Source organism: Arthrobacter sp. R4 (assembly GCF_051365025.1).
Classification (GTDB): domain Bacteria; phylum Actinomycetota; class Actinomycetes; order Actinomycetales; family Micrococcaceae; genus Arthrobacter.
Map to the genome: position 1 here is coordinate 32,606 of NZ_JBLWIJ010000023.1, position 22,241 is coordinate 54,846.

Here is a 22,241-nt window from a genome sequence, read left to right on the forward strand (position 1 = left end):
GCGGGTACATCCGCGCCCAACTCTTACAGGTGAGATCCATGACCAACTCAAAACCATCCACGACGCATGCTCTTCCGCACCTCACACGGGTGGATGCTGTCATTTCCGACATCGTCAACGAGGCCGAAGGAATCATTTCGCTGCATCTGGCACCCACAGCGGGAATCTTTCCCGAGTGGCAGCCGGGCGCCCACATCGACCTCAATCTCGCCCCGGACCTCGTGCGCCAGTATTCCCTCTGCAGCGATCCACGAGATCGGCACAAATGGCGGGTCTCGGTTCTCCGGGAACCGCAGAGCCGTGGAGGCTCGGAGTGGGTCCACGACAAGCTGTCCGTGGGCGATCGTATGGTCCTGGGCAGTCCCCTGAACAACTTCGAACTGGTGGAACACCGGGAATACTTGTTCATCGCAGGAGGCATCGGCATCACTCCCATTCTTCCCATGATCGCGCAATGCGAGGAACAAGGGCTGCCCTGGCGCCTGATCTACGGCGGCCGAAGCGAATCGTCAATGGCGTTTACCGCCGAGCTGGCCCGTTATGGTGACAAGGTCACGCTGTGGCCCCAAGACAAGCACGGACTGATCGACCTGCCCACCCTGCTCAAAGAACCGCGCGAAGGCCTTGCGGTGTACTGCTGTGGACCTGGCGTGCTCCTCGATGCAGTCGAAGGCCACTGCGAAAAATGGCCCGCCGGTGTGGGCAGCCTGCACGTGGAGCGGTTCCGGCCCAAGGCCGGCGCACTGGAGGGCCAAAACACAGAGTTCGAAATCGAGCTGGACTCCTCAGGAGCCGTCTTCACTGTTCCCGTCGATGCATCGATCGCCGAGACCCTTGAGGCAGCCGGAATCCACGTCCCGACCTCTTGTCGGGAGGGCACCTGCGGAACATGCGAAACTGTCGTCCTCGAGGGGGTCCCTGACCACAGGGACTCCTACCTGACACCGGGGGAGAAGGCCTCCAACGAAGTCATGATGCTGTGCTGCTCCAGGTCATGCAGCAAGCGGCTAGTGCTCGACCTGTGACCACGCCGCAACTGAAAGCCGGCGGTCCTCAATCGGACCATGCCGCATCGGGCTGACGAACACACCTGACGTCGGGGTTTTTCAGCTGCCGACGCGGCGTCGGGGGCAGCATCTGTCTCCCGGCTAAAGAAGAGGTACTCTGCCCGGGGCCTCAGCAGTCGACTCATCGAGTCAAGGCTGTCCCTTAACAAGCAAATTGGCTTTGAGCTTCCAATTTGCCCTGCTGTCCGGACGAACCTTTCGGACCGCGCCAGGAGCTTTGCAGCCCACCGCCTTAAGTGGCGAGCTCACATCCCAGAGCGGCAGGACTGGAGGCAGCCCCGGTCACCCAAGCCGGGGCGCCCTGGCCCTCTGTATTCACATAATTATTAGGAGACGATATGGCAACTCGTATGGCAGGCAAGACGGTGATCGTCTTTGGGGGCGGTTCCGTAAACGGAGAGATCAACAACGGATTGGCAGCGGCACTTACCTACGCCGAGGAGGGTGCCGGTGTCTTTGTAGTGGATGCCTCAAGTGCTGCCGTTGAAGGAGCGTTGGGGAAGCTCGAGGAAGCCAAGTCGTCCAAAGCACTGCCGATATCCGTAGGTGGCGCGGTGGCGGACGTCACCGACAGTGAGGCCGTGGAGGCCGCGGTTGCCGAGTGTGTGGCAAAAGTTGGCCGCCCCGACGTTCTTCACAACAATGTGGGCATCGCACGAATGGGTGGTCCGCACGAAATGACGCTTGACGAATGGGACTTCGTGATGAGGGTCAACCTCACGAGTGCCTTCATCACCTCCAAACATGTTCTGCCCATCTTCCTTGAACGGGGAAGTGGCAGCATCGTAAATATCGCGTCCGTTGGAGGTATGCGTTATCTGGGGTACAACTATCCAAGCTATTCGGCCACCAAGGGCGGACTGATCCAGTTCACCGTGAACCTGGCACTTGAGTATGCCAGCCGGGGGATCAGAGCCAATGCGGTGGCCCCTGGATTCATTGAAACCCCAATGATGTACAAGCAGATCTCCGGAAACTACAACTCTGTCGAAGAGATGCTCGAGGCGCGGCACGCCCTCAGCCCGACAGGACGAATGGGCAGCTCCTGGGATGTCGCCCAGGCGGCCCTCTTCCTGGCCTCCGATGAGGCCAAATACGTCAACGGGGTGTGTCTACCCGTTGACGGTGGTCTGACGGCCGCAGTGGGGCACCCGCACCGCTAATCGCCTGCCCGTTCCCGAACGCTCAAGAGGCGCACCTAAAGTGCGTGCCCTGCAACAGCACCAATATTTGCGCTTCACCCCTTGACACTTAAGCGTGGTAGTACCACTCTTGATAACAGACGTACCAAACAAAGGAAAATCACATGGATGTCACCGTAGGCCAGGAACTCCTGGGTTCTGAGACGGAAGCTGATCTCAGTGAATGGCTCGTAGAAGACGGCAGCGAAGTCACTCAGGGGCAGGCCATCGCCGAGCTGGAGACTGCAAAGGTTCAGGTTGAGGTTCTCTCGCCGGCCAGTGGCACGCTCTCATATGTTGCTGCCGAGGGCGATGTAGTTGAGCCGGAAACTGTCATCGCGAGGGTGGGCTGAGCATGACTGCGCAATTGACTGCAGCGCCGACGTTCGATCTGGCTCACGACGGGCTTTCCGCGCTGCGCACGATGAGCATGATCCGCGAATTTGAGTCCAGGCTTCCTGGCTATTCGGAAGAAGGGCTTATCCGCGGCTCTACCCATCCCTCGGTGGGAATGGAGGCCGTCGCCGTTGGCGTATCACAGAATCTGCGCCCCACTGACAGCGTTGCCAGCAATCACCGCGGGCATGCGCACTGCCTCGCCAAGGGCGCCGATGCGGGCCGGACCCTGGCCGAGATCCTTGGCCGAAGCGACGGTTACTGCGCCGGCAAAGGAGGATCCATGCACATCGGCGTCAAGGAGCTGGGCCTTCTCGGAACCAACGGCATCGTTGGCGCCGGGATTGGCCTCGCGACAGGTGCCGCGTTGGCAGCCCAGGCGCAGGGCACCGACAATGTTGCCGTCGCGTATTTTGGCGATGGCGCAAGCAACCAGGGCGTATTGGCCGAAGCGTTCAATCTCGCCGCGATCTGGAAACTTCCGGTCATCTTCGTCTGCGAGAACAACCACTTTGCCCAGTCGGCAACCCTTGAAGAGATGGTCGCGCAGACCGAAATCCGCCGCCGGGGCGAGGCCTATGGTCTTCCTTCATTCGACGTCGACGGAATGGACGTGGAAGAGGTCAGCAACGTCACTGCCGAGGCCGTCCAGCGGGCCCGGGCAGGGGAGGGACCGACCTTCATCGTGGCCGATACCTACCGCTATTTGGGGCACATGGCGGGCGATACGGAAATCTATCGTACGCCGGAGCAAGTGGAGCAGTGGAAGGGACGCGATCCGATCGCCCGGCTTTCCAAGAAACTGCTCGATGCGGGCATCGTCGACGACAAAGCCCTCAAGGAAATGGCAGCTGCCGCGGTGGCAGCGGTTGATGTTGCCGAAGCGTTCGCCAAAGCCTCTCCATACCCCGATGTTTCGACAGCCTTTACCCAGGTCAGTGAGGACCTCCGATGAACAAACCAGCACAGCAATTGACCATCTGGCGGGCCCTTAACGCTGCCCTGCACGATGAATTCACCGAAGACCCATCAACCATTCTCATGGGCGAGGACATTACCACTTGGGGCACCGGGGGCGGCATCTACGGTGTGACCCGCAAAATGGCCCAGACCTTCGGTCCGGCTCGGGTGCGGGACACCCCAATCAGTGAAGAAGCATTGATTTCGGCCGGTGCCGGGGCAGCAATGGCAGGGACGCGCACCGTGGTCGAGATCATGTATTCGGACTTTATGCTTCTTGGGGCCGACGGTCTGATTAACCAGGCAGCCAAGTCCCGGTACATGTTCGGCGGGCAATTCGATACGCCATTGGTGGTGCGGAGCAACGGCGGGTCCGGCATGGGCAAAGCCGCCCAGCACTCTCAATCGCTGGAGACGCTCTACGCCCATATACCTGGGCTGGAGGTTGTGGTGCCGGGTACGGCAAATGATGCCTACGGCCTACTCCGCAGTGCCATCAAGAGCAACAACCCCACCGTCTTCCTCGAACACAAAGCCCTTTACTACGACAAAGGCCCTGTCACCAAGGAACTGATTCCGCTCGGAAAGGCGCGCGTGGCCCGCGAGGGAAGCGACATCACCATCGTGGCAACTCAGCTGATGACCAAACGCGCACTCGAGGCAGCAGAAATCCTCGCCGCGCAGGGAATCGAAGCTGAGATCGTGGATCCGAGAACCCTGTACCCGTTCGACATGGAGACGGTCTTCAACTCCGTCCGGAAGACACGGCACCTGCTTGTCGTACATGAAGCGGTACGTGACTTTGGCTGGGGCGGCGAGTTCATCAGCAACACCGTTCAGGAGTGCTGGGGCGAACTGGACGCGGCCCCCAGAAGGCTCGGAGCTGCCCGCACCCCAATTGCCTACTCCGAAGAACTGGAGAGCGCCGTCATTCCCTCGGTCGAGGGAATTGTCTCTGAAGTCCTCAGCGTCGTCAGAACCACCCGGAAAGCTCTCGCCTAAAGCACACCCAGCTACCGAACCACAGCAAAGCCAAGAACACTGCTGCCCGCGGGCCCATGCCAGCCCGCGGGCAGCCGCGCTTTCGTGGCGCGCCAATGAAACCTGGCGCCCGAAGTGAGGTCCTCAAGCGTCCGGTCTTCCCCTTGCTGTGGACCACGGCAACAACCAAAGCCAGGAGAAAATATATGCAGGATCAGAAAATAGCCGCACCCGAGCTCATCAAGGTCCGTGGCGCCCGGAAGATCACCGCGCAACGCATGCACGCATCCCTTCAACAGACGGCCCAAGTCACGCTGACGCGCTACGCCGATGCCACCGAACTCGTTGCCCTAAGGGCGCAGCTCAAGACAGAGGCCGGCGACAACGGAGCCAGCGAGGCCCCGTCAGTCAACGACATCGTCATGCACTGTGTGGCCCGCGTCCTGGAAAGCTTCCCGGAAATCAACGCCCGATACACACCGGAAGGCATCGAGAGGCACTCCGAAGTCAACCTCGGCTTCGCCGTAGATACGGGCAAGGCTTTGCTGGTGCCGGTCATACACAGGGCCAACCAGCTCTCCCTCACACAACTGGCGCACCGAAGCAAGGAACTCATCAGCCTTGCCAAATCGGGACGGATCAGCGCTGAAGAGATGACCGGGGGCACCTTCACAATTTCAAACCTCGGCGGCCTGGGGATCCAATGGTTTACCCCAGTCCTCAACGCACCTGAAGTGGGAATCCTGGGGATCGGAGCGCTATACAAGGCCACCCCGGACAGCCCACCCCAACTTCCGCTCTCCCTGACTTTTGACCACCAGGCCCTCGACGGAGCTGCCGCTGCCAAGGCGCTGGCTGCCTTTGCTGAAGCCATTGGCCGGGTCGCAGTGAATGCCCGCAGGGACACTAAGCACATGGCGACCGCCTAGAAAAAAGACTTGACCAACCATAAAGGTCATGCCAAAATTTATATCGGTAGTACCAATGTGGCTAATGTCACATGGCCGCACCGTCACCCTGACTGAAGGCAGGTGCGTGACCGAAGGACCACAAGTCCGGCCCGAACATAGCACTTCACCCCTTGTTCAATACCAAGCTCAACGAGGAGCGCTTCAACAAATGTCAACCCAACACAAGTCTGCCGAGACCGCACTGCGGGCCCGGACCCGCCGCAAAGTCCTGTGGCGCATCATGCCTTTTCTCATGCTCTGCTATTTCATCAGCTACCTGGATAGAAGCAACATCAGCTTCGCAGGCCCTAATGGCATGAATCAGGACCTCGGCCTCACAGCCACGACGTTCGGCTTGGCGTCCGGGATCTTCTTCGCCGGCTACCTCCTTTTGGAGATCCCGAGCAACCTCGCCCTGCACCGTTTTGGCGCCCGCAAATGGATCGCACGGATCCTTCTCACCTGGGGACTCTTCGCATCTCTGACTGCTTTCGTACAGGACGCCACGCAGCTTTACGTGCTCCGCGTCCTCCTGGGCATCGCTGAAGCCGGATTCGGACCCGGAATTCTCCTCTACCTGACGTACTGGTTTGTCCAAAAGGACCGGGCACAGGCTTTTGCACTTTTCCTCATCGGCATCCCGCTCTCCTCAGTTGTCGGCGCCCCGCTGGCGAGTGCCCTGATCCAGTGGGGCGACCAGGCCTTCTTCGGTCTCGAAGGATGGCGCTTCATGATCCTCGCTACCGGCGTACCTGCAATCGTCCTAGGCTTTATTTGCTTCCGGTTTCTTACAGACCGACCGTCCGAAGCGAAGTGGCTGGATGACGACGAACGAGCGTTGCTGGTGAAAGACCTCGCAGAAGAAGCGGGCGGTTACGCTCAGCATAAAATCTCCGCCGTCCTCCTGAACCGCAAAGTCTGGTTGCTTGGCCTCGGCTACCTTGGGCTACTCTTTGGGCTCTATGCCATCGGATTCTTCCTGCCCACCATTATCAGCGCTTTCCAGCAGACTTTCGGTGTGAAGTACTCCATCTTCGAGATCGGCATGCTCACCGCTGTCCCATACGGATTCGCCACAATTTTCACAATCTTGTGGTCCATGCATTCCCGTCGCACAAACGACATCGCCGGACACGTCGCGATATCGGCCCTGATGGGCGCTGCTGGCGTTCTGGTTGCCGTTTGGGCAACTTCACCTGTGGTAACTCTGATTGGCATCAGTCTGACGGCCATGGGCGTCTGCTCCGGAATCCCCCTTTACTTCGGCCTCCCAACCAGGTTTCTCTCAGGAGTTGGCGCGGCCGCCGGCCTCGCACTCATCAACACCATCGGTAACGCAGGCGGGTTCGGAGGACCGTTTATTTTCGGATGGCTCCGCGACGCGACGCAATCCACCAGTGCAGGCATGTATGTCATCGCCGGATTCTTTGTTCTCTGTGCTGCCATAGCTATGTGGAGCAATCGCTGGCCCGCGCAGACGTCTCAAGTTGGCAGTTCAGAAGCGCGAGTCCCCCTTGACCAGGCGGGTTAGAAACACCTGCCCGCCACCGCCACACTCAGCATGCTGCGAAACGGACGTCGCGTTTCTGATGCAGGGGTCACGCTCAGTATCGGAAAGATCGCTCGGGAACAGAGCTGAACAGGACAAGTAGTTATTGTTGTGCAGCCCCCGACAGGTCGGCGGGGGCTGCACACACTGCTTCACAAATCGATGGGATCTGTCTATGCGCGCTCATCACTCAGTCCTAGTCTGGTTCGAAACGGAGCTCACATCCGGCCGATTGCCCATCGGCTCTCGCCTCCCCGGAGAACGAGCCTTGGCCGAAAAGCTGGGGGTCTCGCGGGTGTCCGTCCGCGAGGCGCTAAGAGTGCTGTGGGCCCAGGGCCTTGTTCGTACTGCTGCCGCATCCGAACATGATCCGGGCACCTTCATTACTGCTGATCCACTGCTGCCAGTAAGCACCGTCCTTCGACTGCACGTGGCTACTCGAGGTCTTGCCCTTTCAGACATGACCGAAACTCTGCTTGTGCTTAAGACATGGTTGATTCGGCATGCAGATCCCCAGTCTCCTGCCTTTCATGAGGCAATCAGGGCCGCAGAACGGACGACGGAGGACACGAAGTGGGGGGACCGGCCCGACGCCCACAAGCAGCTCCTGAAACATGACATGAGATTTCATCTTCTACTTGCAGCCTCTACCGGAAACTTGGTTGTCGAAGTCCTGCTGGGCGCGCTCCTGGAAGCCACCAGTGGCGCCTTGATCGAAGGTATACACCAGCTACCCTGTGAGGCGCTGGCGTTTAGGCTCCACGGCGAACACCGCGCCATCCTCATGGCAGTGACTGCCAAACAAAACAGCCAAAGCCACTCCATTGGAAGGGATGGGATACCAGCCGGAACTCCGACTTTTCACGACAAGGCGGCGCAGACAGTATGACCAGAGCAAAAAGGACTCCGTTTGTCGGTTTTCTTGGGATAGGTGCCATGGGTCTGCCTATGGCACAGCGAATACATGACAGCGGCCAGTCTCTGCACGCCGTTGACCTCAGTCTGGCCCGGGTCTTGAAAGCCTCCGAGCTCGGAATCCCAGCGTCAACGGCGATTGAGGATCTCGCCGACGCTCACTCCCTGTTTGTTGTGGTCGCAACCGGCGACCAGCTTCTGAGCCTGCTGGAATCAGGACCGCTCTCGGGTGCCGGCACCATCAAGGTCGTTGTCGTACTCAGCACCGTAGGTGTCGATGCGGTCAGGGCCTTCGCTGACGAACTCTCAGTGCGGGGGATCAGAGTCGTCGATTGTCCCGTAACGGGGGGAGTCAGCGGTGCGCTTGACGGTCGACTGAAGCTCTTCGTCGCCGGCGACTCGTCGGACGTGCACTCTCTGCGGGACATGTTGGAAACCTTGGGGACCCTCCAGGACTGCGGGAGCAAAGTGGGAGACGGGCAGGCTTACAAAATGGTCAATCAGCTGCTGGCCGCGTCCCATCTCGCCATTGCAGGCGAGGCAATCGCGTTCGCTCAGTCACTCGGATTAGATCCAGGAAAAGTACTCAAAGCCGTCAGCGGAGGTGCCGGGGGATCCTGGATGCTCTCTGACCGCGGCCCCCGGATGCTCCAGTCCCCGGAACAGCGCCCCACGCTTACCCACCTGTCCATCTTCGTCAAGGACACACAACTGGTGAAGGCCGCAGCGGCAAAGGCGGGATTCGATGCCAGAATCCTCAATGCGGTGAGCCACGAATTCCAGCGGGCCTCCGAACTAGGCCTGGACACCGCGGATGATTCCTCGATCGTGGAGGTCGGGAGGAGTTCGAGCCATCAACGAAGAGTAGAACCGTGGACAAGGCAATGACGCAGCTCCAGCAATCTTCATCCATACTGACAAAACGCAGGTGAGAGATCCGGTGACACCCCCATATGGCGGAGCGCTCCCGTCGCTGCAGGGCCTAACGGGGAAGCGTCTCCGCGAGCAGGCGCTGGCCGCGCTCCGCACCGCCATCACGAGCGGCGAACTGCCACCTGGCCGGCAGCTGATTGAAACTGAGCTTTCGGAGATACTCCAGATCAGCCGCGGAACCCTACGTGAAGCGCTCAGGCCACTGGAGCAAGAAGGCCTGATTACTGCAGGACCGCGAGGCCATCTCTCCGTCCGCCATATCGACGCGACCGCGGTTCGGGACATCTACACCGTGCGTGCCGCGCTGGAATCGTTGGCCGTTCGTACACTTTGCGAACTCCCGGACCGTGATACGGCAGTGAAGTTACTGCATCGGGCAGTTGACGCAATAGACGCTGCCCGTGAGGCATCAGTTGAGCTGTGGCTTGAAGCCGACACGGAATTCCACCGGAGCCTCTGCCAGCTGGCGGGTAACAAAACACTGCTTCATTCCTGGACCTCCCTTGAAGGATCCCGCCGCCTGTCCGTCGTTTTTGGCACCCTGGAAATGGGCTCCGCCAGGATGAGCCCGAAACGTTACCGCGACATCGTGATCGGCATCGAAACCGGAGACGCCTCATTATCAATCAAAGCCATCAACGAACACATGAACGACGTCGCGAAAAGCCTCGTGGCCTAGCAAAGAGAGACACGGACTAGAAGGACCCGCCGCATCAATGGTGCCAAATTTTGGCTCCGGTGCCGCTGATTCGCAGGCTCAGCAAAAGTTCCTCGCAAATCGCGAGTAGCGCCCAACAAATCAGAACGGAACAGGCACTAATGACCGCACCACCATCGAACCATGCAGAGGCACGGGAGCGTTGAAATGACATTGGCACCTGAAGGCCGGAAGCTTTTGCGCGTTGAACAGCGTAATTCTGCTGTTCCGGTGGAGCGCAAGCCGGAGTGGATCAAGGCCAAGGTCCAGATGGGCCCGGAGTTCGTCGGGCTGAAGAACCTGGTGAAAAAAGAAGGCCTGCACACCGTCTGTGAAGAAGCGGGCTGCCCCAACATCTTCGAATGCTGGGAAGACAAGGAAGCCACGTTCCTGATCGGCGGCTCCGAATGCACCCGCCGCTGCGACTTCTGCCAGATCGACACCGGCAAACCCTCCCCCGTCGACCGGTTCGAACCCACCAAGGTGGCCCGCTCCGTCCAGGCCATGCAGCTGCGCTACGCCACCGTCACCGGCGTGGCCCGCGATGACCTCGAAGACGAAGGCGTCTGGCTGTACGCCGAAACCGTCCGCAAAATCCACGAACTGAACCCCGGCACCGGCGTCGAACTGCTCATCCCGGACTTCTCCGGCAAACCCGAGCACATCGCCGCGATCTGCGACTCCAAGCCCGAAGTGTTCGCGCACAACGTCGAAACCGTGCCCCGGATCTTCAAGCGGATCCGGCCCGCGTTCCGCTACGAGCGGTCCCTGGACGTCATCACCCAGGGTCGGAACCTGGGCATGGTCACCAAATCCAACCTGATCCTGGGCATGGGCGAAACCCGCGAGGAAATCTCCGAAGCCCTCCGCGACCTGCACGCCGCCGGCTGCGACCTGATCACCATCACCCAGTACCTGCGCCCCTCCGAACGGCACCTCCCGGTGGACCGCTGGGTCACGCCACAGGAATTCGTGGACCTCCAGCAAGAAGCGGACGAGATCGGATTCCTGGGCGTCATGTCCGGCCCGCTGGTGCGGTCCTCGTACCGGGCCGGCCGGCTCTGGGCCACCGCCATGCGGAAGAAAGGCCGGGACATCCCCGCCGAACTCGCCCACATCGCCGAGGGCATCCAGGACTCCGGGACCACCCGCCAGGAAGCCAGCTCACTGCTCCTGCCTCCTGGCAAAAGCTAACGATCAGATGTGACAAACGATGCCACGGCAAAGGTATCCAGCCAGGAATGGCCAACCCAACAGGAGGATTAGTAGTGGGCAAGACGTATGGCCCCGTCACGAAGCATGTTGAAGTGCGGGTTGCATACGATGACGACCACACGTATGATTCAATGTCAGCGGCCATTTCGCCGTCAGGATTGTTACTCGGAAACGGGGCAAGACCTGAGAAGCACTCATGTGCGTCTCGGGTCTTTTTTTGTGCCCAAAAATAGACAGAGAGGTCTGGCATGGCAAGTGTCGACTACCGGTCGCTGGCCGGAGAGATTTTGCAGGGAGTGGGCGGCGAAAAAAACATCGTCAGTGCCGCCCACTGCGCTACCCGGCTCCGGCTCAAGCTGAGGGACGAGGCAAAGGCCGACACCGCCGCCGTCGAAAAGCTGCCAGGTGTGATCACCGTAATGAAGGCTGGCGGCCAATACCAGGTAGTCATCGGTGATAACGTCCCGACCGTCTACGCAGAACTGGGCAAAATCACCAAGCTCACCGAAGATGCCACGGTGGATGACGAGCCGGTATCGAAGGGCAACCTTTTGAGCCGCTTCATTGACCTGATTTCCTCGATTTTTTCACCTGTCATCTGGCCGCTGGCCGCTTCCGGTCTGCTCAAAGCGTTTTTGAGCCTGGCCACCCAGGTTGGGTTGCTGGATCCCGCGTCCCAGACCAATGTGATTCTGGCCGCCACCGCGGACGCACTGTTCTACTTCCTTCCGCTCTTCCTGGCAGTGACGGCAGCGAAAAAATTCAAAGCCAACCAGTTCACGTCCATGGCCATAGCCGGCGCACTGGTTTACCCGAGCATCGTCGCGCTGGCCGCGCAGACCGAGCCCGTAAGCTTCGCCGGCCTTCCGGTGGTGATGATGAACTACAGCAGCTCTGTCATTCCGATCATCGTGGCCGTCTGGCTCCAGGGCTACCTTGAACGCTTCCTCACCCGGGCGCTTCCGTCAGCCATCCGGAACTTCACTACGCCGCTGCTGACCCTGCTGGTGATGGTGCCGCTGGTTCTTCTCACTGTCGGCCCGATCACCACCTACGCGGCACAGGGTCTTTCAGCCGGCATCAGCACCGCCTTCACTGTCGCGCCCTGGCTCGCCGGAGCCATCATGGGCGGCTTCTGGCAAGTCTTTGTGCTCTTCGGCCTGCACTGGGGCTTCGTTCCTGGAATGCTGAATGAAATCGCCACCCAGGGCCACTCCCTCCTGTTCGGGCCGCTGCTGCCGGCCGTGCTCGCCCAGGCCGCCGCCACCCTTGCCGTGGCCTTCCGAACCCATAACAAGGCCCGCCGTGCCGTCGCAGGTCCCGCTTCGCTATCGGGCTTCCTTGCAGGTATCACTGAACCGGGCATCTATGGTGTCAACCTTCCCTTGAAAAGGCCGTTTTACTTCGGTATCGCCGGTGGTGTCATTGGCGGTGCAATTGTTGCGGCTGGCGGGAGCGGCGCAACTTCCTTCGTGTTCCCGTCGCTGCTGGGACTGCCCGCATTCACCACCGTGGGCAACTTCGTCCTCCTGCTGGTCGGCACAGGCGCCGCCGTAATGATCGCTTTCGGTCTGACCTTCTTCTTCTGCCCGCGTGAGGCGGAAGCGGCGGCAACGTCCGACGCAGGCTCCTCCGTTCCCGAAGCTGAGCCTGTTCCCGCTCCCACGATCGCTGGCACTGTAGAGGTCCTGGCCCCCGTCACCGGACAGGCCGTGGCCCTCAAGGAAGTTCAAGACAAGGTGTTCGCCTCTGGCGCCATGGGCAAGGGCTTGGGCATCATTCCGGCGGACGGCCGGATCTACTCCCCAATCACGGGCACCATCAAGGCGGCGATGAAAACCGGCCACGCCTTTGGCATTAAGTCAGACGACGGCGTCGAGGTCCTTGTCCACATCGGCATCGACACCGTCCAGATGCAAGGGCGCGGGTTTGAAGCCAAAGTGGCGCGCGGCCAGCAGGTCCAGGTTGGCGACCTGCTCGCCGTCGTCGACCTGTGCGCCATTGCCGAAGCCGGCTACGACACCACGACATTGGTGATGGTCACCAACACAGCCCAGCTGGCCAGCGTGAACCCCGTGACCGAAGGGACCTTTGCCAACGGTGACGCCGTGATTTCCATCCAGGTCTGAGGACCCCGCCCGATCCCTCCACCCAGCCCGACTGAACAAGGAACAATCTGTGACCATGACCTTTCCCGAAGGATTCCTCTGGGGCGGCGCTACCGCCGCCAACCAGATCGAAGGCGCCTACAATGAGGGCGGCAAAGGACTGTCCATCCAGGATGTGATGCCCAAAGGCATCACGGAGACCCCTACTGAGGGGCCAACGCCGGAGAACCTCAAACAGGTGGCGATCGATTTCTACCACCGCTACAAGGAGGACATAGCCCTCTTTGCCGACTTGGGATTCAAGGTTTTCCGGTTCTCCATCGCCTGGAGCCGCATCTTCCCTCACGGTGACGAGGAAACGCCCAATGCCGAAGGCCTTGCCTACTACTCGCGGATCCTTGACGAACTGGACAAGTATGGCATCGAGCCGCTGGTAACCATCAGCCACTATGAGACTCCGCTCCATCTGGCGCGGAAGTACAACGGCTGGACCAACCGGGCCCTGATTGGGTTCTACGAGCGTTACTGCCGCACGCTCTTTGAACACTTCGGCGGCCGGGTGAAGTACTGGCTGACGTTCAATGAAATCAACTCGGTGCTTCATGAGCCCTTCCTGTCCGGCGGCATTCCGGCGCCCAAGGAACGGCTCACGAAACAGGACCTGTATCAGGCCATTCACCACGAGCTGGTGGCCTCTGCCCGAGCCACCCGGCTTGCCCGCGAACTGATGCCGAACGCGCAGGTAGGTTGTATGATCCTTGCACTGCCCACGTACCCGTTGAGCCCCGATCCCTCCGACGTCGTGGCGGCAATGCATACGGCACATGACAGCTATGCGTTCGGTGACATCCACTGCCGCGGCGAATACCCCGGCTACTTGCTGCGATACTTCCGGGACAACGGCGTCGTCCTGGACATCACCGCCCAGGACCGCGAGGACCTGCAAAACACAGTGGACTTCGTCTCCTTCAGCTACTACATGAGCGTCTGTGAGACGGCGGACCCCGCCAAGCAAGTCAAGGGCCCAGGCAACCTCATGGGCGGCGTACCCAATCCCACCCTGCAGGCGTCCGAGTGGGGTTGGCAGATCGACCCACAGGGGCTGCGTGTGGCGCTCAATGACTACTGGGAACGCTGGCAAAAGCCGCTTTTCATCGTTGAGAACGGTGTGGGTGCCAAGGACGAGCTTGAGGAAACCGATGGGGTTAAGACCGTCGTAGACGACTACCGGATCGCCTATTTGAACGATCATCTGGTGCAAGCCCGGGAGGCTGTACAGGATGGCGTCCAGCTGATGGGCTACACCGCTTGGGGCTGCATCGACCTGGTGAGTGCCTCCACCGCGCAGATGAGCAAGCGTTACGGCTTTATTTACGTGGACCGAAACGATGACGGCACGGGTTCCCTGGAGCGATACCCGAAGAAGTCCTTCGGGTGGTACAAGGAAGTCATCGCCACCAACGGCGGAAGCCTCAAAGACTAGCTCAACCCTGAAGGCCAAGGCCAAAGCGGCCGAAGCACATTCCTCGGCGTGCGGCAGGAGAGAGGAATTCTCTCCTGCCGCAGCTGCCTCATCGACGACGAAAGGAGGAGGACGTGGAAATCTTGCGCGTCTTCAATAACAACGTCGTCCTCGCGCGGGCCGCTAACCAGGAAGAGGTCATTGTCACCGGACGCGGTCTGGGGTACCAGGCAAAACCCGGCAGCGCTGTGGATGAGACCAAAATCGTCCGAGTATTCGTACCGCAGGATGGACGGGACGCTGACAATTTTGGAGCCTTGGTCGCAGCCATTCCCCCAGAGCACCTGCTTCTCGCTGATGAAGCCCTGCAACTAGCGAGGAAAGACCTGGCTAACCCGGTCAGTTCAACGACTGTAGTGGGACTTGCGGACCATCTAAGTTTCGCCATCAAACGCATGCGTCAGGGGATCGACCTTGAATACCCTCTGCGTGCTGAAGTAGCTCACCTCTACCCGGACGAGCTGCGGACAGCCCAGCAGGTCCTTGATTTCGTCAATACCCGCGTCGAGCAGGCACTGCCTGAAGCGGAAGCGGTGCCGATCGCACTGCACCTGGTAAATGCCGGGTTCGCTACCGGCGACCTGTCTCTCACCTATCAAATGACCGGGGTGTTCACACAGCTTTTCGAGGTCTTGGAGAAGGCTTATGACCGTCCCTTTAACCAAGACACTGTCAACGCCGCCCGCTTCATCACCCATCTGCGCTACTTTTTCGTCCGAGCCCAAACCGGCCGACAGCTGGACGACGGCGCAAGCACGCTCAGCAAAGCAATTCGGGAGTCTTATCCCGAGGCTTACGCTAACGCCCTCAAGCTCCAAGCAGTCCTCGAGCTGCGCCTCGGCGAGCCCTTGACAGAAGACGAAGTTACCTACCTGACGCTCCACGTCGCCCGGATGGTCGAAGACCTCCGAGTGAGCTAACCACCCCCGCCCCTATCTGCGAACGGAAGTAATTTTCATGCCCGAACGGACAGCCACCATCGCCAGTACCTCAGGCCTGCACGCGCGCCCGGCCACAGTATTTGTTGAAGCAGCGGCAGCATACGAAGATCTTGAAATCACCATTGGACGCGAAGAGGAACCCGCCGACGAAGCCATGGACGCCAGCTCAGTTCTCTCCCTCATGAGCCTCGGACTCGAGCACGGCGACCGCGTCGTACTCCGCAGTGTAAAGGCCGGCTCGGAGAAAGCATTGGATCACCTGGCCGGGCTGCTCCAAATCAACCACGACGCCTAAAACTTCCCCGGGATTTGAGCCAAGCATGAAAATTGGAATCCTTACCAGCGGTGGCGACTGCCCCGGACTGAATGCGGTCATTCGCGGAGCCGTATTGAAAGGCATCGCCAGCCATGGCCACGACTTCGTGGGTTTCCTTGACGGCTGGCGCGGCGTGGTGGAGGGCGACATCATTGACATCCCCCGCACCATGGTCCGCGGCATCGCCAAACAGGGCGGCACCATCCTTGGCACCTCCCGCACCAACCCGTTCGAAAAGGGCGGCGGCCCCGAGGTCATCAAAGCCCACATGGACCGCCTCGGCATCGACGCGATCATCGCGATCGGCGGTGAAGGAACCCTCGCCGCGGCCAAGCGCCTCACCGACGCCGGACTCAAGATCGTCGGTGTCCCCAAGACGGTGGACAACGACCTCGACGCCACCGACTACACCTTCGGTTTCGACACCGCCGTGCAGATCACCACCGAAGCGATCGACCGGCTCCGGACCACCGGCGAATCACACCACCGCTGCATGATCGCCGAAGTAATGGGGCGGCATGTCGGCTGGATCGCCCTCCACGCCGGCATGGCCGCCGGTGCCCACGCCATCCTCATCCCGGAGCAGAAGGTCAGCATCGACCAGGTAACCCAGTGGGTGAAGGAAGCCCACGCCCGCGGCCGCGCACCCCTTGTAGTGGTGGCCGAAGGGTTCGTGCCCGAACACATGGAAACCCCGCACTCGGAACGAGGCCTGGACACCTTCGGCCGGCCCCGCCTAGGCGGCATCGCCGACCAGCTCGCCCCCGAACTCGAAGCCCGCACCGGCATCGAAACCCGCGCCACCATCCTGGGCCACATCCAGCGCGGCGGCGTCCCGTCCGCTTTCGACCGGGTCCTCGCAACACGGCTCGGCATGGCCGCCATCGACTCCGTGGTCGAAGGCTACTGGGGCACCATGGTGGCGCTGAAGGGAACGAACATTGAGCACGTGGGCTTCCAGGAAGCCCTGGGCCAGCTCAAGACCGTCCCGCAGAAGCGCTACGACGAAGCCGCATTCCTCTTCGGCTGAGGTTACGGCTGGCCCGGGACCTGCAGGACCTCCTACATGACACTTGGCGACGGCTGTGAGAAGGCCGGCTGCTCCAGCATTTTGAGTGCCGGGAGGACAAGGAAGCCACGTTTCTGATCGGCGGGTCCGAGTGCCCGCAGGGGAGTCCTGTGGTTCGGGCTCCATCCGTCGTGCGGATGGGGCTTGACTGCAGCCTTTCCCAGGAGATGTGGTGAAATCTTTGCTGCCGGTCAGGGCCGGCGAGCAGACCTCCTGGCAGATGACGTGGGGTGGGGCGCCCGGGTCAGTGGCAGCCCCTTGCTTGCACTGGTCTGGACCGCCAGAGCGTCAAAGGTTCAATCTTTTCTGCGCGACGTATCGGCCTGCTGTTGTACCAGGTCAGCCGCCCATGGACGGGCACCGTGGTGAAGTGCCATGCCCGGGGGCAACCCCTTGACCGTCACGCTTGAGCCGGAGACGTCGACGGTGATCCGGCCCTCGCCCATAGGTGCATTAGCTATGTGCAAGCGGCCGTATGATTTCGGAAGCATGGGATCCATCCACAGTCCGCCGCGGGGCACGTCCGCGTGGTAACCCATCAGGCTCTTGATCAACATGATTGGAGTGGTTGATGCCCAAGCCTGCGGTGAGCACGCCGTTGGGTAGGGCACTGGGTCATCTATTTGCTCTCGAGTGAAGCCGCAGAACAATTCGGGCAGACGCCCCTCGGAGAATTCCGCCGCCTCGAAGAGAGCTGTGGAAATCCGCTGGGCCTCCTCCACGAAACCGTAACGCATAAGGCCCGCAACGATAATCGCGTTGTCATGCGGCCAGACCGAGCCGTTGTGGTAGCTGGCCGGGTTGTAGGCGCCCATGTCACTGGCGAGAGTTCGGACGCCCCACCCGCTGAACATCTCTGCAGACATCAGCCGCTCAGCTACCAGAGGGGCCTTGTCCTCATCGACGATACCGAAAAACAGGCAGTGCCCCATGTTAGAAGCGCACGCATCGACTTGACGCTTCCGGCCATCCAGGGCGATCGCATAATAGCCGCGCTCAGGCATCCAGAACTGTTCATTGAACTGCCTCTTCATATGTAGCGCGCGGTCGCGGCATTCAGCAGCGACGTCAAGGTCACCGGCATCGTAGGCCAGCCAGGAACGCGCCAAATAAGCGCTGTAGACGTAAGCTTGGACTTCGCACAGCGCAATCGGCGGCTCCGCCATCCGACCGTCCGCGAAATTGATCCCGTCCCAGGAGTCCTTCCAGCCCTGGTTGATCAGACCCCGGTCATTCAGCCGTTCATACTCGACGAACCCGTCCCCATCCTTGTCACCAAAGTTCCTGATCCATTCCAACGCCCTGTCCACGTTCGGCATCAGTGCCGCGATGGTGTCTGCCGCGAAGCCCCAGCGGCTGACTTCGCCCAGCAACGCCACGAACAATGGAGTGGCATCCACACTGCCGTAGTAAGCGGACTTACCACCCAGAGCCAAACCAGTAGAGACCCCTAGGCGAACTTCATGCAGGATCTTCCCAGGCTCCTCCTCGCTCGTCGGGTCCAGCCTGCTGCCCTGGCGGTCGGCCAGGGTTTGAAGAGTGCCCAGCGCCAGGGACGGGTCCACTGGCAGCGCCATGAAGGACGCCCACAGCGAGTCCCGTCCGAACAACGCCATGAACCAAGGGGCACCGGCCGCCACCACAACCCGGTCCGGGTGGTTTGGGTCCTCAATGCGCAATGCCCCCAGGTCGTCATAGCTGCGCCGAAGAGATCTCTCAATTGAGCCATTACCCATCCGCACCAGCGGAATCCTGGAAATCCACTCCTCTCGGCGAAGGTCGGAAGCAGACAGAACCCTCTCGTCCGGCCTCGCAACCGGCACTACCCTCCCGTCCCCGTCACTGATCGGCACCACGCTCAGAGAAGCATGCCATTGTCCGTGAGGCGGGACAACAGCTCGGTACGTTAAAGCCTCCGTCGTGACGGCGGCATCGATGGCCGAGACTACGACGCCCTTCCGGACGTCGTGCCAAACGGCACGGATGATCAACACGTCACCGTCCGCTTCGCGGGACTCCTCCCAGCGCCGCTGGGCGCGGGCCTCCTTTACGTCGAACAGGTCGGCGAAGTCCGCTGCCATTTTAAGGACAACCATGCACTGTGTGGGGGAGGCAGAATAGTTGCAGATTGTGATTTGCTCCTGGATTCCCGCACCCAGCTCTCGAACGCGTTCGACGATCAACGGACTGTCGGCGTACCCGTCCGTGCGGGGAACGCGGCCGATGAAGAGGGCACGATACGGCTCCTTCACCTTGACTGCCAGCGGCTCCAGCGGCACTTCATCAACGGTCAGGTTCCAGCGGGACAGGATGCGAGTGTCTTCGAAGAAAACACCGTGCGGGTGCTCACCATAGATGTCGCCGTTCGACGAGGAAATGCAAAAGGATGACCCCTCCACTAAGGTAACCGTCCCCGGACCCAGGGGTCCGGCAGCGGTGTCTGCATTCCATCCAGTCATTCCGGCTCCTTGAAAGGACCGCTGTCAGCATCAATGGGCATGTCGCGCAGCTACTTTTCTATCCGCAGACGCTGCCCCCTTGATCCACGACGCTACGCCGTTAAATTAATCGATGCCACCCTCACGGAGGTCAAGCTAGTGGGCGGCAATTACCCGAAAGTACTGCTTGGCCTCCCGTGGGTTGATCGCCGATAATAAAGATTCCGTCAACCTGCCTCGGCCGGGCAAACCCGTGCGTGCTGATCACGCGGCCGGAACTGGTGGCGACTCTGATCCGTCCATGGCTGGGGTAAATTCAGGTTATCCACGGCTGGAAGTAGGAGCCGTTGGGGTAGCTCCCTGGCAGCGGTAGCGGTGGATAACCCTATGAGAATTATCCCCGGCTGTGGGCGGGCGGGCCGGACTTCTCGTTAGAACGTAGATGGTTTCCTGGTGTTCCGAGGAACAGGCAAGGATCCGTGTGTCAGCTTTGGGCGTGCCTCAACCCGACGAGATTCGAAATACGGCGTTGAGCATGAGTCGCAATGGGCGATTTACCCTCCCGTTTCGTAACAAAAGCAGGGGGCCAAATGAGCTGGGCGGATGCAACCCCTTCTTATGCCCCCGGTACTGTCGTTACCTGCGGTTTCCCGCGGAGTCGGTTCGGTCCCACCCAGGAGTCGCCGGACCTCTGGTGCGGGGGGGGAAAGTCAGGCGTAGTTTTCCATCGGAGAGGTGAAGCTCAACAGCGGGCGTTTCAGGCGGATGCGGCTGTAGCGTCGCGGGCCGAAGCATTGAGGAGCAGATCATGGCTGGTTGGAATGCTGACACGGCGGCTGGTCCCTTGGGAGCCGGGACGGTCACTTTGGTCGAGGGATCGTGCTTCTGCATCTCTTTGCCGAATGGGGATATCCGACCTGAAGATCCCCACGGTCTTTTCGTCAACGACACACGAATTCTCTCGGGCTGGTGCCTATCTGTTGATAGCCAGCCGCTCGAGTCACTAGCGGCGGAGATGAAGGAGCCGTACAGGGCGTTGTTTGTGGACCGGGTTCCCCGTACGGACGGGTACGCGGACAGTTCGTTGATAGTGGAGCGCGTGCGGGAAGTAGGCGCCGGAATCCAGGAGCAAATTTCCGTTCACAACTACTCAGCAGCGCCGGCAGAATGCGTGATCGCTCTTAAAGTGGAGGCTGACTTCGCGGACCTGTTCGAGGTGAAAGAGGCACGGATCCGGCGGCGCTGGGATGAAACCCGCGAGGTCTACGGCGGTGCGTTAACTGTCCGTGCAGCATGGCAGGATGTCCGGAAGGGCATGGCCGTCCAGGCCCCCGGCGCGGACATTTCGGCAGACGCCGTGACGTACCGGGTATCTGTCCCGGCGCACGGACAGTGGAGTACGGTCTTGACGGTGCTGCCGAGCATTGGGGGTGCCATTTCCTCGACAGCATTTGTCCATCTTGACGGGGATGGGTTGTCTCCCCGTGACCGGCGCCGGCGAGAATGGGTTGCGAAAATTCCCGTGCTCCTTATGGGAAACAGGTCTATCGAACGCACCCTACGGCGCAGTTACGATGATCTGGGCGCGCTCCGCATTGAGGATCCAAACCACCCGGAGCGGGTCGTGGTGGCCGCTGGCGCGCCTTGGTTTATGACGTTGTTCGGCCGCGACTCGTTGTGGGCTTCACAAATGGCGCTGCCCGTGGATCCGTCCTTGGCACTGGGCACGTTGCAGACCCTGGCCGACCGTCAGGGACTTGTCGTGGACCCGGTGTCCGAGGAGGAACCTGGCAAGATTCTTCACGAGGTCCGGCTCGACGTTTCCAGCGGGCTGTCCTTGGGCGGCAAGTCCACCTACTACGGCAGCGTCGACGCCACGCCGCTGTTCGTCGCGGTTCTCGGTTCTGTCAGCCGTTGGGGCTTTGCCGCGGATACTATCGCCGCCCTTATGCCTCACGCAGACCGTGCACTGGAATGGATTCGGGATTACGGGGACAAAGACGGTGACGGTTTCGTCGAGTATCAGCACCTTAACGAGCACGGGCTGATCAACCAGGGCTGGAAGGATTCCTGGGACGGGATCAACTTTGCCGACGGCCGTCTGGCAGAGCCTCCCATCGCACTCTGCGAGGTGCAGGCCTACGTCTACGTTGCCTATATTTCACGAGCCTGGATGGCCTACGACGCCGGGGACAAGGCGTTGGGGGACGAACTCAAGGATCAAGCGGCACAGTTGAAAAGACGGTTCAACGAACAGTTTTGGATGCCGGAGCGCGGGTATTACGCTATCGCCTTGGACGGTAAGAAGCGGCAGGTCGACGCCTGCGCTTCGAACATGGGCCACTGCCTGTGGTTCGGCCTCATTGACGAAGACAAGGCTCCCCAGGTAGCCGCACGGCTCATGTCCGATGAGATGTTCAGCGGCTGGGGCGTGCGGACTCTCGCCACAGACATGGGTGCCTACAATCCGGCCAGCTACCATAACGGGTCGGTCTGGCCGCACGATAATGCGGTTATTGTGGCGGGACTACTGCGCTATGGATTTTTAGCCGAAGCACAGCGAATCTCAACGGCACTGCTGGAGGCCGCCGAATACTCCGAGGGCCGACTGCCGGAGTTGTTCTGCGGGTTCAGCCGGGATCACCTATCAGCACCGGTCCCCTACCCCACGGCCTGCTCTCCGCAGGCATGGGCGGCGACCACGCCTATCCTGCTAATAACCAGCCTGATGGGCTACGACACCCATGTTTCCAGAGGAGGGGTGTGGATGAATCCCGTGCTCCCAGAGTCCTACGGTGACCTGCACATCACCAATGCGCCCATGAGCGGAAGCCGGATCACCGTCGACATAGCCAATTCCATCCCATCCGTCCAGGGACTCCCCGAGGGGATGGCTTTCCACCAAGGGCACAGGCCCTGGATGACTGAACTCGTGGAACAGGCCAGACTGCACCCAAAGGCATAACAACGCACCCATACTGGGTGCAAGACGCCTGAGATGCA

The 22,241-nt window shown here is 60.6% G+C and carries 18 protein-coding genes and 1 pseudogene; 18 read left to right on the forward strand and 1 reads right to left on the reverse strand.

Features of this window, described 5'->3' with window-relative positions; translation table 11 throughout:
- Positions 1 to 38: 38 nt before the first annotated feature.
- The 17 genes and pseudogenes from ACLKOZ_RS15260 to ACLKOZ_RS15340 all read left to right on the forward strand — a co-directional run bounded on the left by ACLKOZ_RS15260 (position 39) and on the right by ACLKOZ_RS15340 (position 16,761).
- Positions 39 to 1,025, forward strand: coding sequence for a PDR/VanB family oxidoreductase (locus ACLKOZ_RS15260; protein WP_436476185.1), 987 nt, complete (start codon positions 39 to 41; stop codon positions 1,023 to 1,025).
- 380 nt (positions 1,026 to 1,405) lie between these two features.
- Positions 1,406 to 2,230, forward strand: a complete 825-nt coding sequence (locus ACLKOZ_RS15265; protein ID WP_436476187.1) for an SDR family NAD(P)-dependent oxidoreductase — start codon at positions 1,406 to 1,408, stop codon at positions 2,228 to 2,230.
- A gap of 143 nt (positions 2,231 to 2,373) precedes the next feature.
- The gene (locus tag ACLKOZ_RS15270) at positions 2,374 to 2,601 is read left to right on the forward strand and encodes a biotin/lipoyl-containing protein (protein ID WP_436476189.1); all 228 of its coding nucleotides are present in this window, start codon (positions 2,374 to 2,376) and stop codon (positions 2,599 to 2,601) included.
- A gap of 2 nt (positions 2,602 to 2,603) precedes the next feature.
- The gene (locus tag ACLKOZ_RS15275) at positions 2,604 to 3,599 is read left to right on the forward strand and encodes a thiamine pyrophosphate-dependent dehydrogenase E1 component subunit alpha (protein WP_436476191.1); all 996 of its coding nucleotides are present in this window, start codon (positions 2,604 to 2,606) and stop codon (positions 3,597 to 3,599) included.
- Positions 3,596 to 4,606 carry an alpha-ketoacid dehydrogenase subunit beta gene (locus ACLKOZ_RS15280; protein WP_436476193.1) on the forward strand — a complete coding sequence of 337 codons (1,011 nt, stop codon included), beginning with the start codon at positions 3,596 to 3,598 and terminating at the stop codon, positions 4,604 to 4,606. Before ACLKOZ_RS15275 ends, ACLKOZ_RS15280 begins: the two co-directional genes overlap by 4 nt.
- A gap of 185 nt (positions 4,607 to 4,791) precedes the next feature.
- A complete protein-coding gene (locus ACLKOZ_RS15285; protein ID WP_436476195.1) occupies positions 4,792 to 5,514 on the forward strand; it encodes a 2-oxo acid dehydrogenase subunit E2 in 723 nt (240 codons plus the stop codon).
- Between the two features lie 190 nt (positions 5,515 to 5,704).
- Positions 5,705 to 7,066 carry an MFS transporter gene (locus ACLKOZ_RS15290; RefSeq protein WP_436476197.1) on the forward strand — a complete coding sequence of 454 codons (1,362 nt, stop codon included), beginning with the start codon at positions 5,705 to 5,707 and terminating at the stop codon, positions 7,064 to 7,066.
- A gap of 193 nt (positions 7,067 to 7,259) precedes the next feature.
- A pseudogene (locus ACLKOZ_RS15295) lies at positions 7,260 to 7,421 on the forward strand (FadR/GntR family transcriptional regulator); the annotation flags it as partial.
- 123 nt (positions 7,422 to 7,544) lie between these two features.
- A complete protein-coding gene (locus ACLKOZ_RS15300) occupies positions 7,545 to 7,973 on the forward strand; it encodes an FCD domain-containing protein (RefSeq protein WP_436476233.1) in 429 nt (142 codons plus the stop codon).
- Positions 7,970 to 8,887 carry an NAD(P)-dependent oxidoreductase gene (locus tag ACLKOZ_RS15305; protein WP_436476199.1) on the forward strand — a complete coding sequence of 306 codons (918 nt, stop codon included), beginning with the start codon at positions 7,970 to 7,972 and terminating at the stop codon, positions 8,885 to 8,887. The genes ACLKOZ_RS15300 and ACLKOZ_RS15305 overlap by 4 nt, the downstream gene beginning before the upstream one ends.
- Positions 8,888 to 8,939: 52 nt before the next feature.
- Complete coding sequence (locus ACLKOZ_RS15310) at positions 8,940 to 9,611, forward strand: GntR family transcriptional regulator (protein WP_436476201.1); 672 nt, start codon at positions 8,940 to 8,942, stop codon at positions 9,609 to 9,611.
- Positions 9,612 to 9,797: 186 nt separating this feature from the next.
- Positions 9,798 to 10,823: a lipoyl synthase gene (gene lipA / locus ACLKOZ_RS15315; RefSeq protein WP_436476203.1), complete on the forward strand. Its 1,026-nt coding sequence runs from the start codon at positions 9,798 to 9,800 to the stop codon at positions 10,821 to 10,823.
- Positions 10,824 to 11,092: 269 nt separating this feature from the next.
- The gene (locus ACLKOZ_RS15320; RefSeq protein WP_436476205.1) at positions 11,093 to 12,973 is read left to right on the forward strand and encodes a beta-glucoside-specific PTS transporter subunit IIABC; all 1,881 of its coding nucleotides are present in this window, start codon (positions 11,093 to 11,095) and stop codon (positions 12,971 to 12,973) included.
- A gap of 55 nt (positions 12,974 to 13,028) precedes the next feature.
- The gene (locus tag ACLKOZ_RS15325) at positions 13,029 to 14,435 is read left to right on the forward strand and encodes a glycoside hydrolase family 1 protein (protein WP_436476235.1); all 1,407 of its coding nucleotides are present in this window, start codon (positions 13,029 to 13,031) and stop codon (positions 14,433 to 14,435) included.
- 113 nt (positions 14,436 to 14,548) lie between these two features.
- Positions 14,549 to 15,394: a PRD domain-containing protein gene (locus ACLKOZ_RS15330; RefSeq protein WP_436476207.1), complete on the forward strand. Its 846-nt coding sequence runs from the start codon at positions 14,549 to 14,551 to the stop codon at positions 15,392 to 15,394.
- Positions 15,395 to 15,431: 37 nt separating this feature from the next.
- Positions 15,432 to 15,710 carry an HPr family phosphocarrier protein gene (locus ACLKOZ_RS15335; protein WP_436476209.1) on the forward strand — a complete coding sequence of 93 codons (279 nt, stop codon included), beginning with the start codon at positions 15,432 to 15,434 and terminating at the stop codon, positions 15,708 to 15,710.
- A gap of 25 nt (positions 15,711 to 15,735) precedes the next feature.
- Positions 15,736 to 16,761, forward strand: coding sequence for an ATP-dependent 6-phosphofructokinase (locus ACLKOZ_RS15340; protein WP_436476211.1), 1,026 nt, complete (start codon positions 15,736 to 15,738; stop codon positions 16,759 to 16,761).
- A gap of 335 nt (positions 16,762 to 17,096) precedes the next feature.
- Here ACLKOZ_RS15340 and ACLKOZ_RS15345 read toward each other — a convergent pair whose 3' ends face one another.
- Positions 17,097 to 19,259, reverse strand: a complete 2,163-nt coding sequence (locus tag ACLKOZ_RS15345; protein ID WP_436476213.1) for an amylo-alpha-1,6-glucosidase — start codon at positions 19,257 to 19,259, stop codon at positions 17,097 to 17,099.
- 787 nt (positions 19,260 to 20,046) lie between these two features.
- Between ACLKOZ_RS15345 and ACLKOZ_RS15350 the strand changes: the two genes are divergently transcribed.
- Positions 20,047 to 22,203 carry an amylo-alpha-1,6-glucosidase gene (locus ACLKOZ_RS15350; RefSeq protein WP_436476215.1) on the forward strand — a complete coding sequence of 719 codons (2,157 nt, stop codon included), beginning with the start codon at positions 20,047 to 20,049 and terminating at the stop codon, positions 22,201 to 22,203.
- Positions 22,204 to 22,241: the final 38 nt, after the last annotated feature.

Bases quoted from the DNA above. Each gene is read 5' to 3' on its own strand.
- ACLKOZ_RS15260 (WP_436476185.1), top strand. From the start codon at position 39: ATGACCAACTCAAAACCATCCACGACGCATGCTCTTCCGCACCTCACA.
- ACLKOZ_RS15265 (WP_436476187.1), top strand. From the start codon at position 1,406: ATGGCAACTCGTATGGCAGGCAAGACGGTGATCGTCTTTGGGGGCGGT.
- ACLKOZ_RS15270 (WP_436476189.1), top strand. From the start codon at position 2,374: ATGGATGTCACCGTAGGCCAGGAACTCCTGGGTTCTGAGACGGAAGCT.
- ACLKOZ_RS15275 (WP_436476191.1), top strand. From the start codon at position 2,604: ATGACTGCGCAATTGACTGCAGCGCCGACGTTCGATCTGGCTCACGAC.
- ACLKOZ_RS15280 (WP_436476193.1), top strand. From the start codon at position 3,596: ATGAACAAACCAGCACAGCAATTGACCATCTGGCGGGCCCTTAACGCT.
- ACLKOZ_RS15285 (WP_436476195.1), top strand. From the start codon at position 4,792: ATGCAGGATCAGAAAATAGCCGCACCCGAGCTCATCAAGGTCCGTGGC.
- ACLKOZ_RS15290 (WP_436476197.1), top strand. From the start codon at position 5,705: ATGTCAACCCAACACAAGTCTGCCGAGACCGCACTGCGGGCCCGGACC.
- ACLKOZ_RS15300 (WP_436476233.1), top strand. From the start codon at position 7,545: ATGACCGAAACTCTGCTTGTGCTTAAGACATGGTTGATTCGGCATGCA.
- ACLKOZ_RS15305 (WP_436476199.1), top strand. From the start codon at position 7,970: ATGACCAGAGCAAAAAGGACTCCGTTTGTCGGTTTTCTTGGGATAGGT.
- lipA (WP_436476203.1), top strand. From the start codon at position 9,798: ATGACATTGGCACCTGAAGGCCGGAAGCTTTTGCGCGTTGAACAGCGT.
- ACLKOZ_RS15320 (WP_436476205.1), top strand. From the start codon at position 11,093: ATGGCAAGTGTCGACTACCGGTCGCTGGCCGGAGAGATTTTGCAGGGA.
- ACLKOZ_RS15325 (WP_436476235.1), top strand. From the start codon at position 13,029: ATGACCTTTCCCGAAGGATTCCTCTGGGGCGGCGCTACCGCCGCCAAC.
- ACLKOZ_RS15335 (WP_436476209.1), top strand. From the start codon at position 15,432: ATGCCCGAACGGACAGCCACCATCGCCAGTACCTCAGGCCTGCACGCG.
- ACLKOZ_RS15340 (WP_436476211.1), top strand. From the start codon at position 15,736: ATGAAAATTGGAATCCTTACCAGCGGTGGCGACTGCCCCGGACTGAAT.
- ACLKOZ_RS15345 (WP_436476213.1), bottom strand. From the start codon at position 19,259: ATGACTGGATGGAATGCAGACACCGCTGCCGGACCCCTGGGTCCGGGG.
- ACLKOZ_RS15350 (WP_436476215.1), top strand. From the start codon at position 20,047: ATGGCTGGTTGGAATGCTGACACGGCGGCTGGTCCCTTGGGAGCCGGG.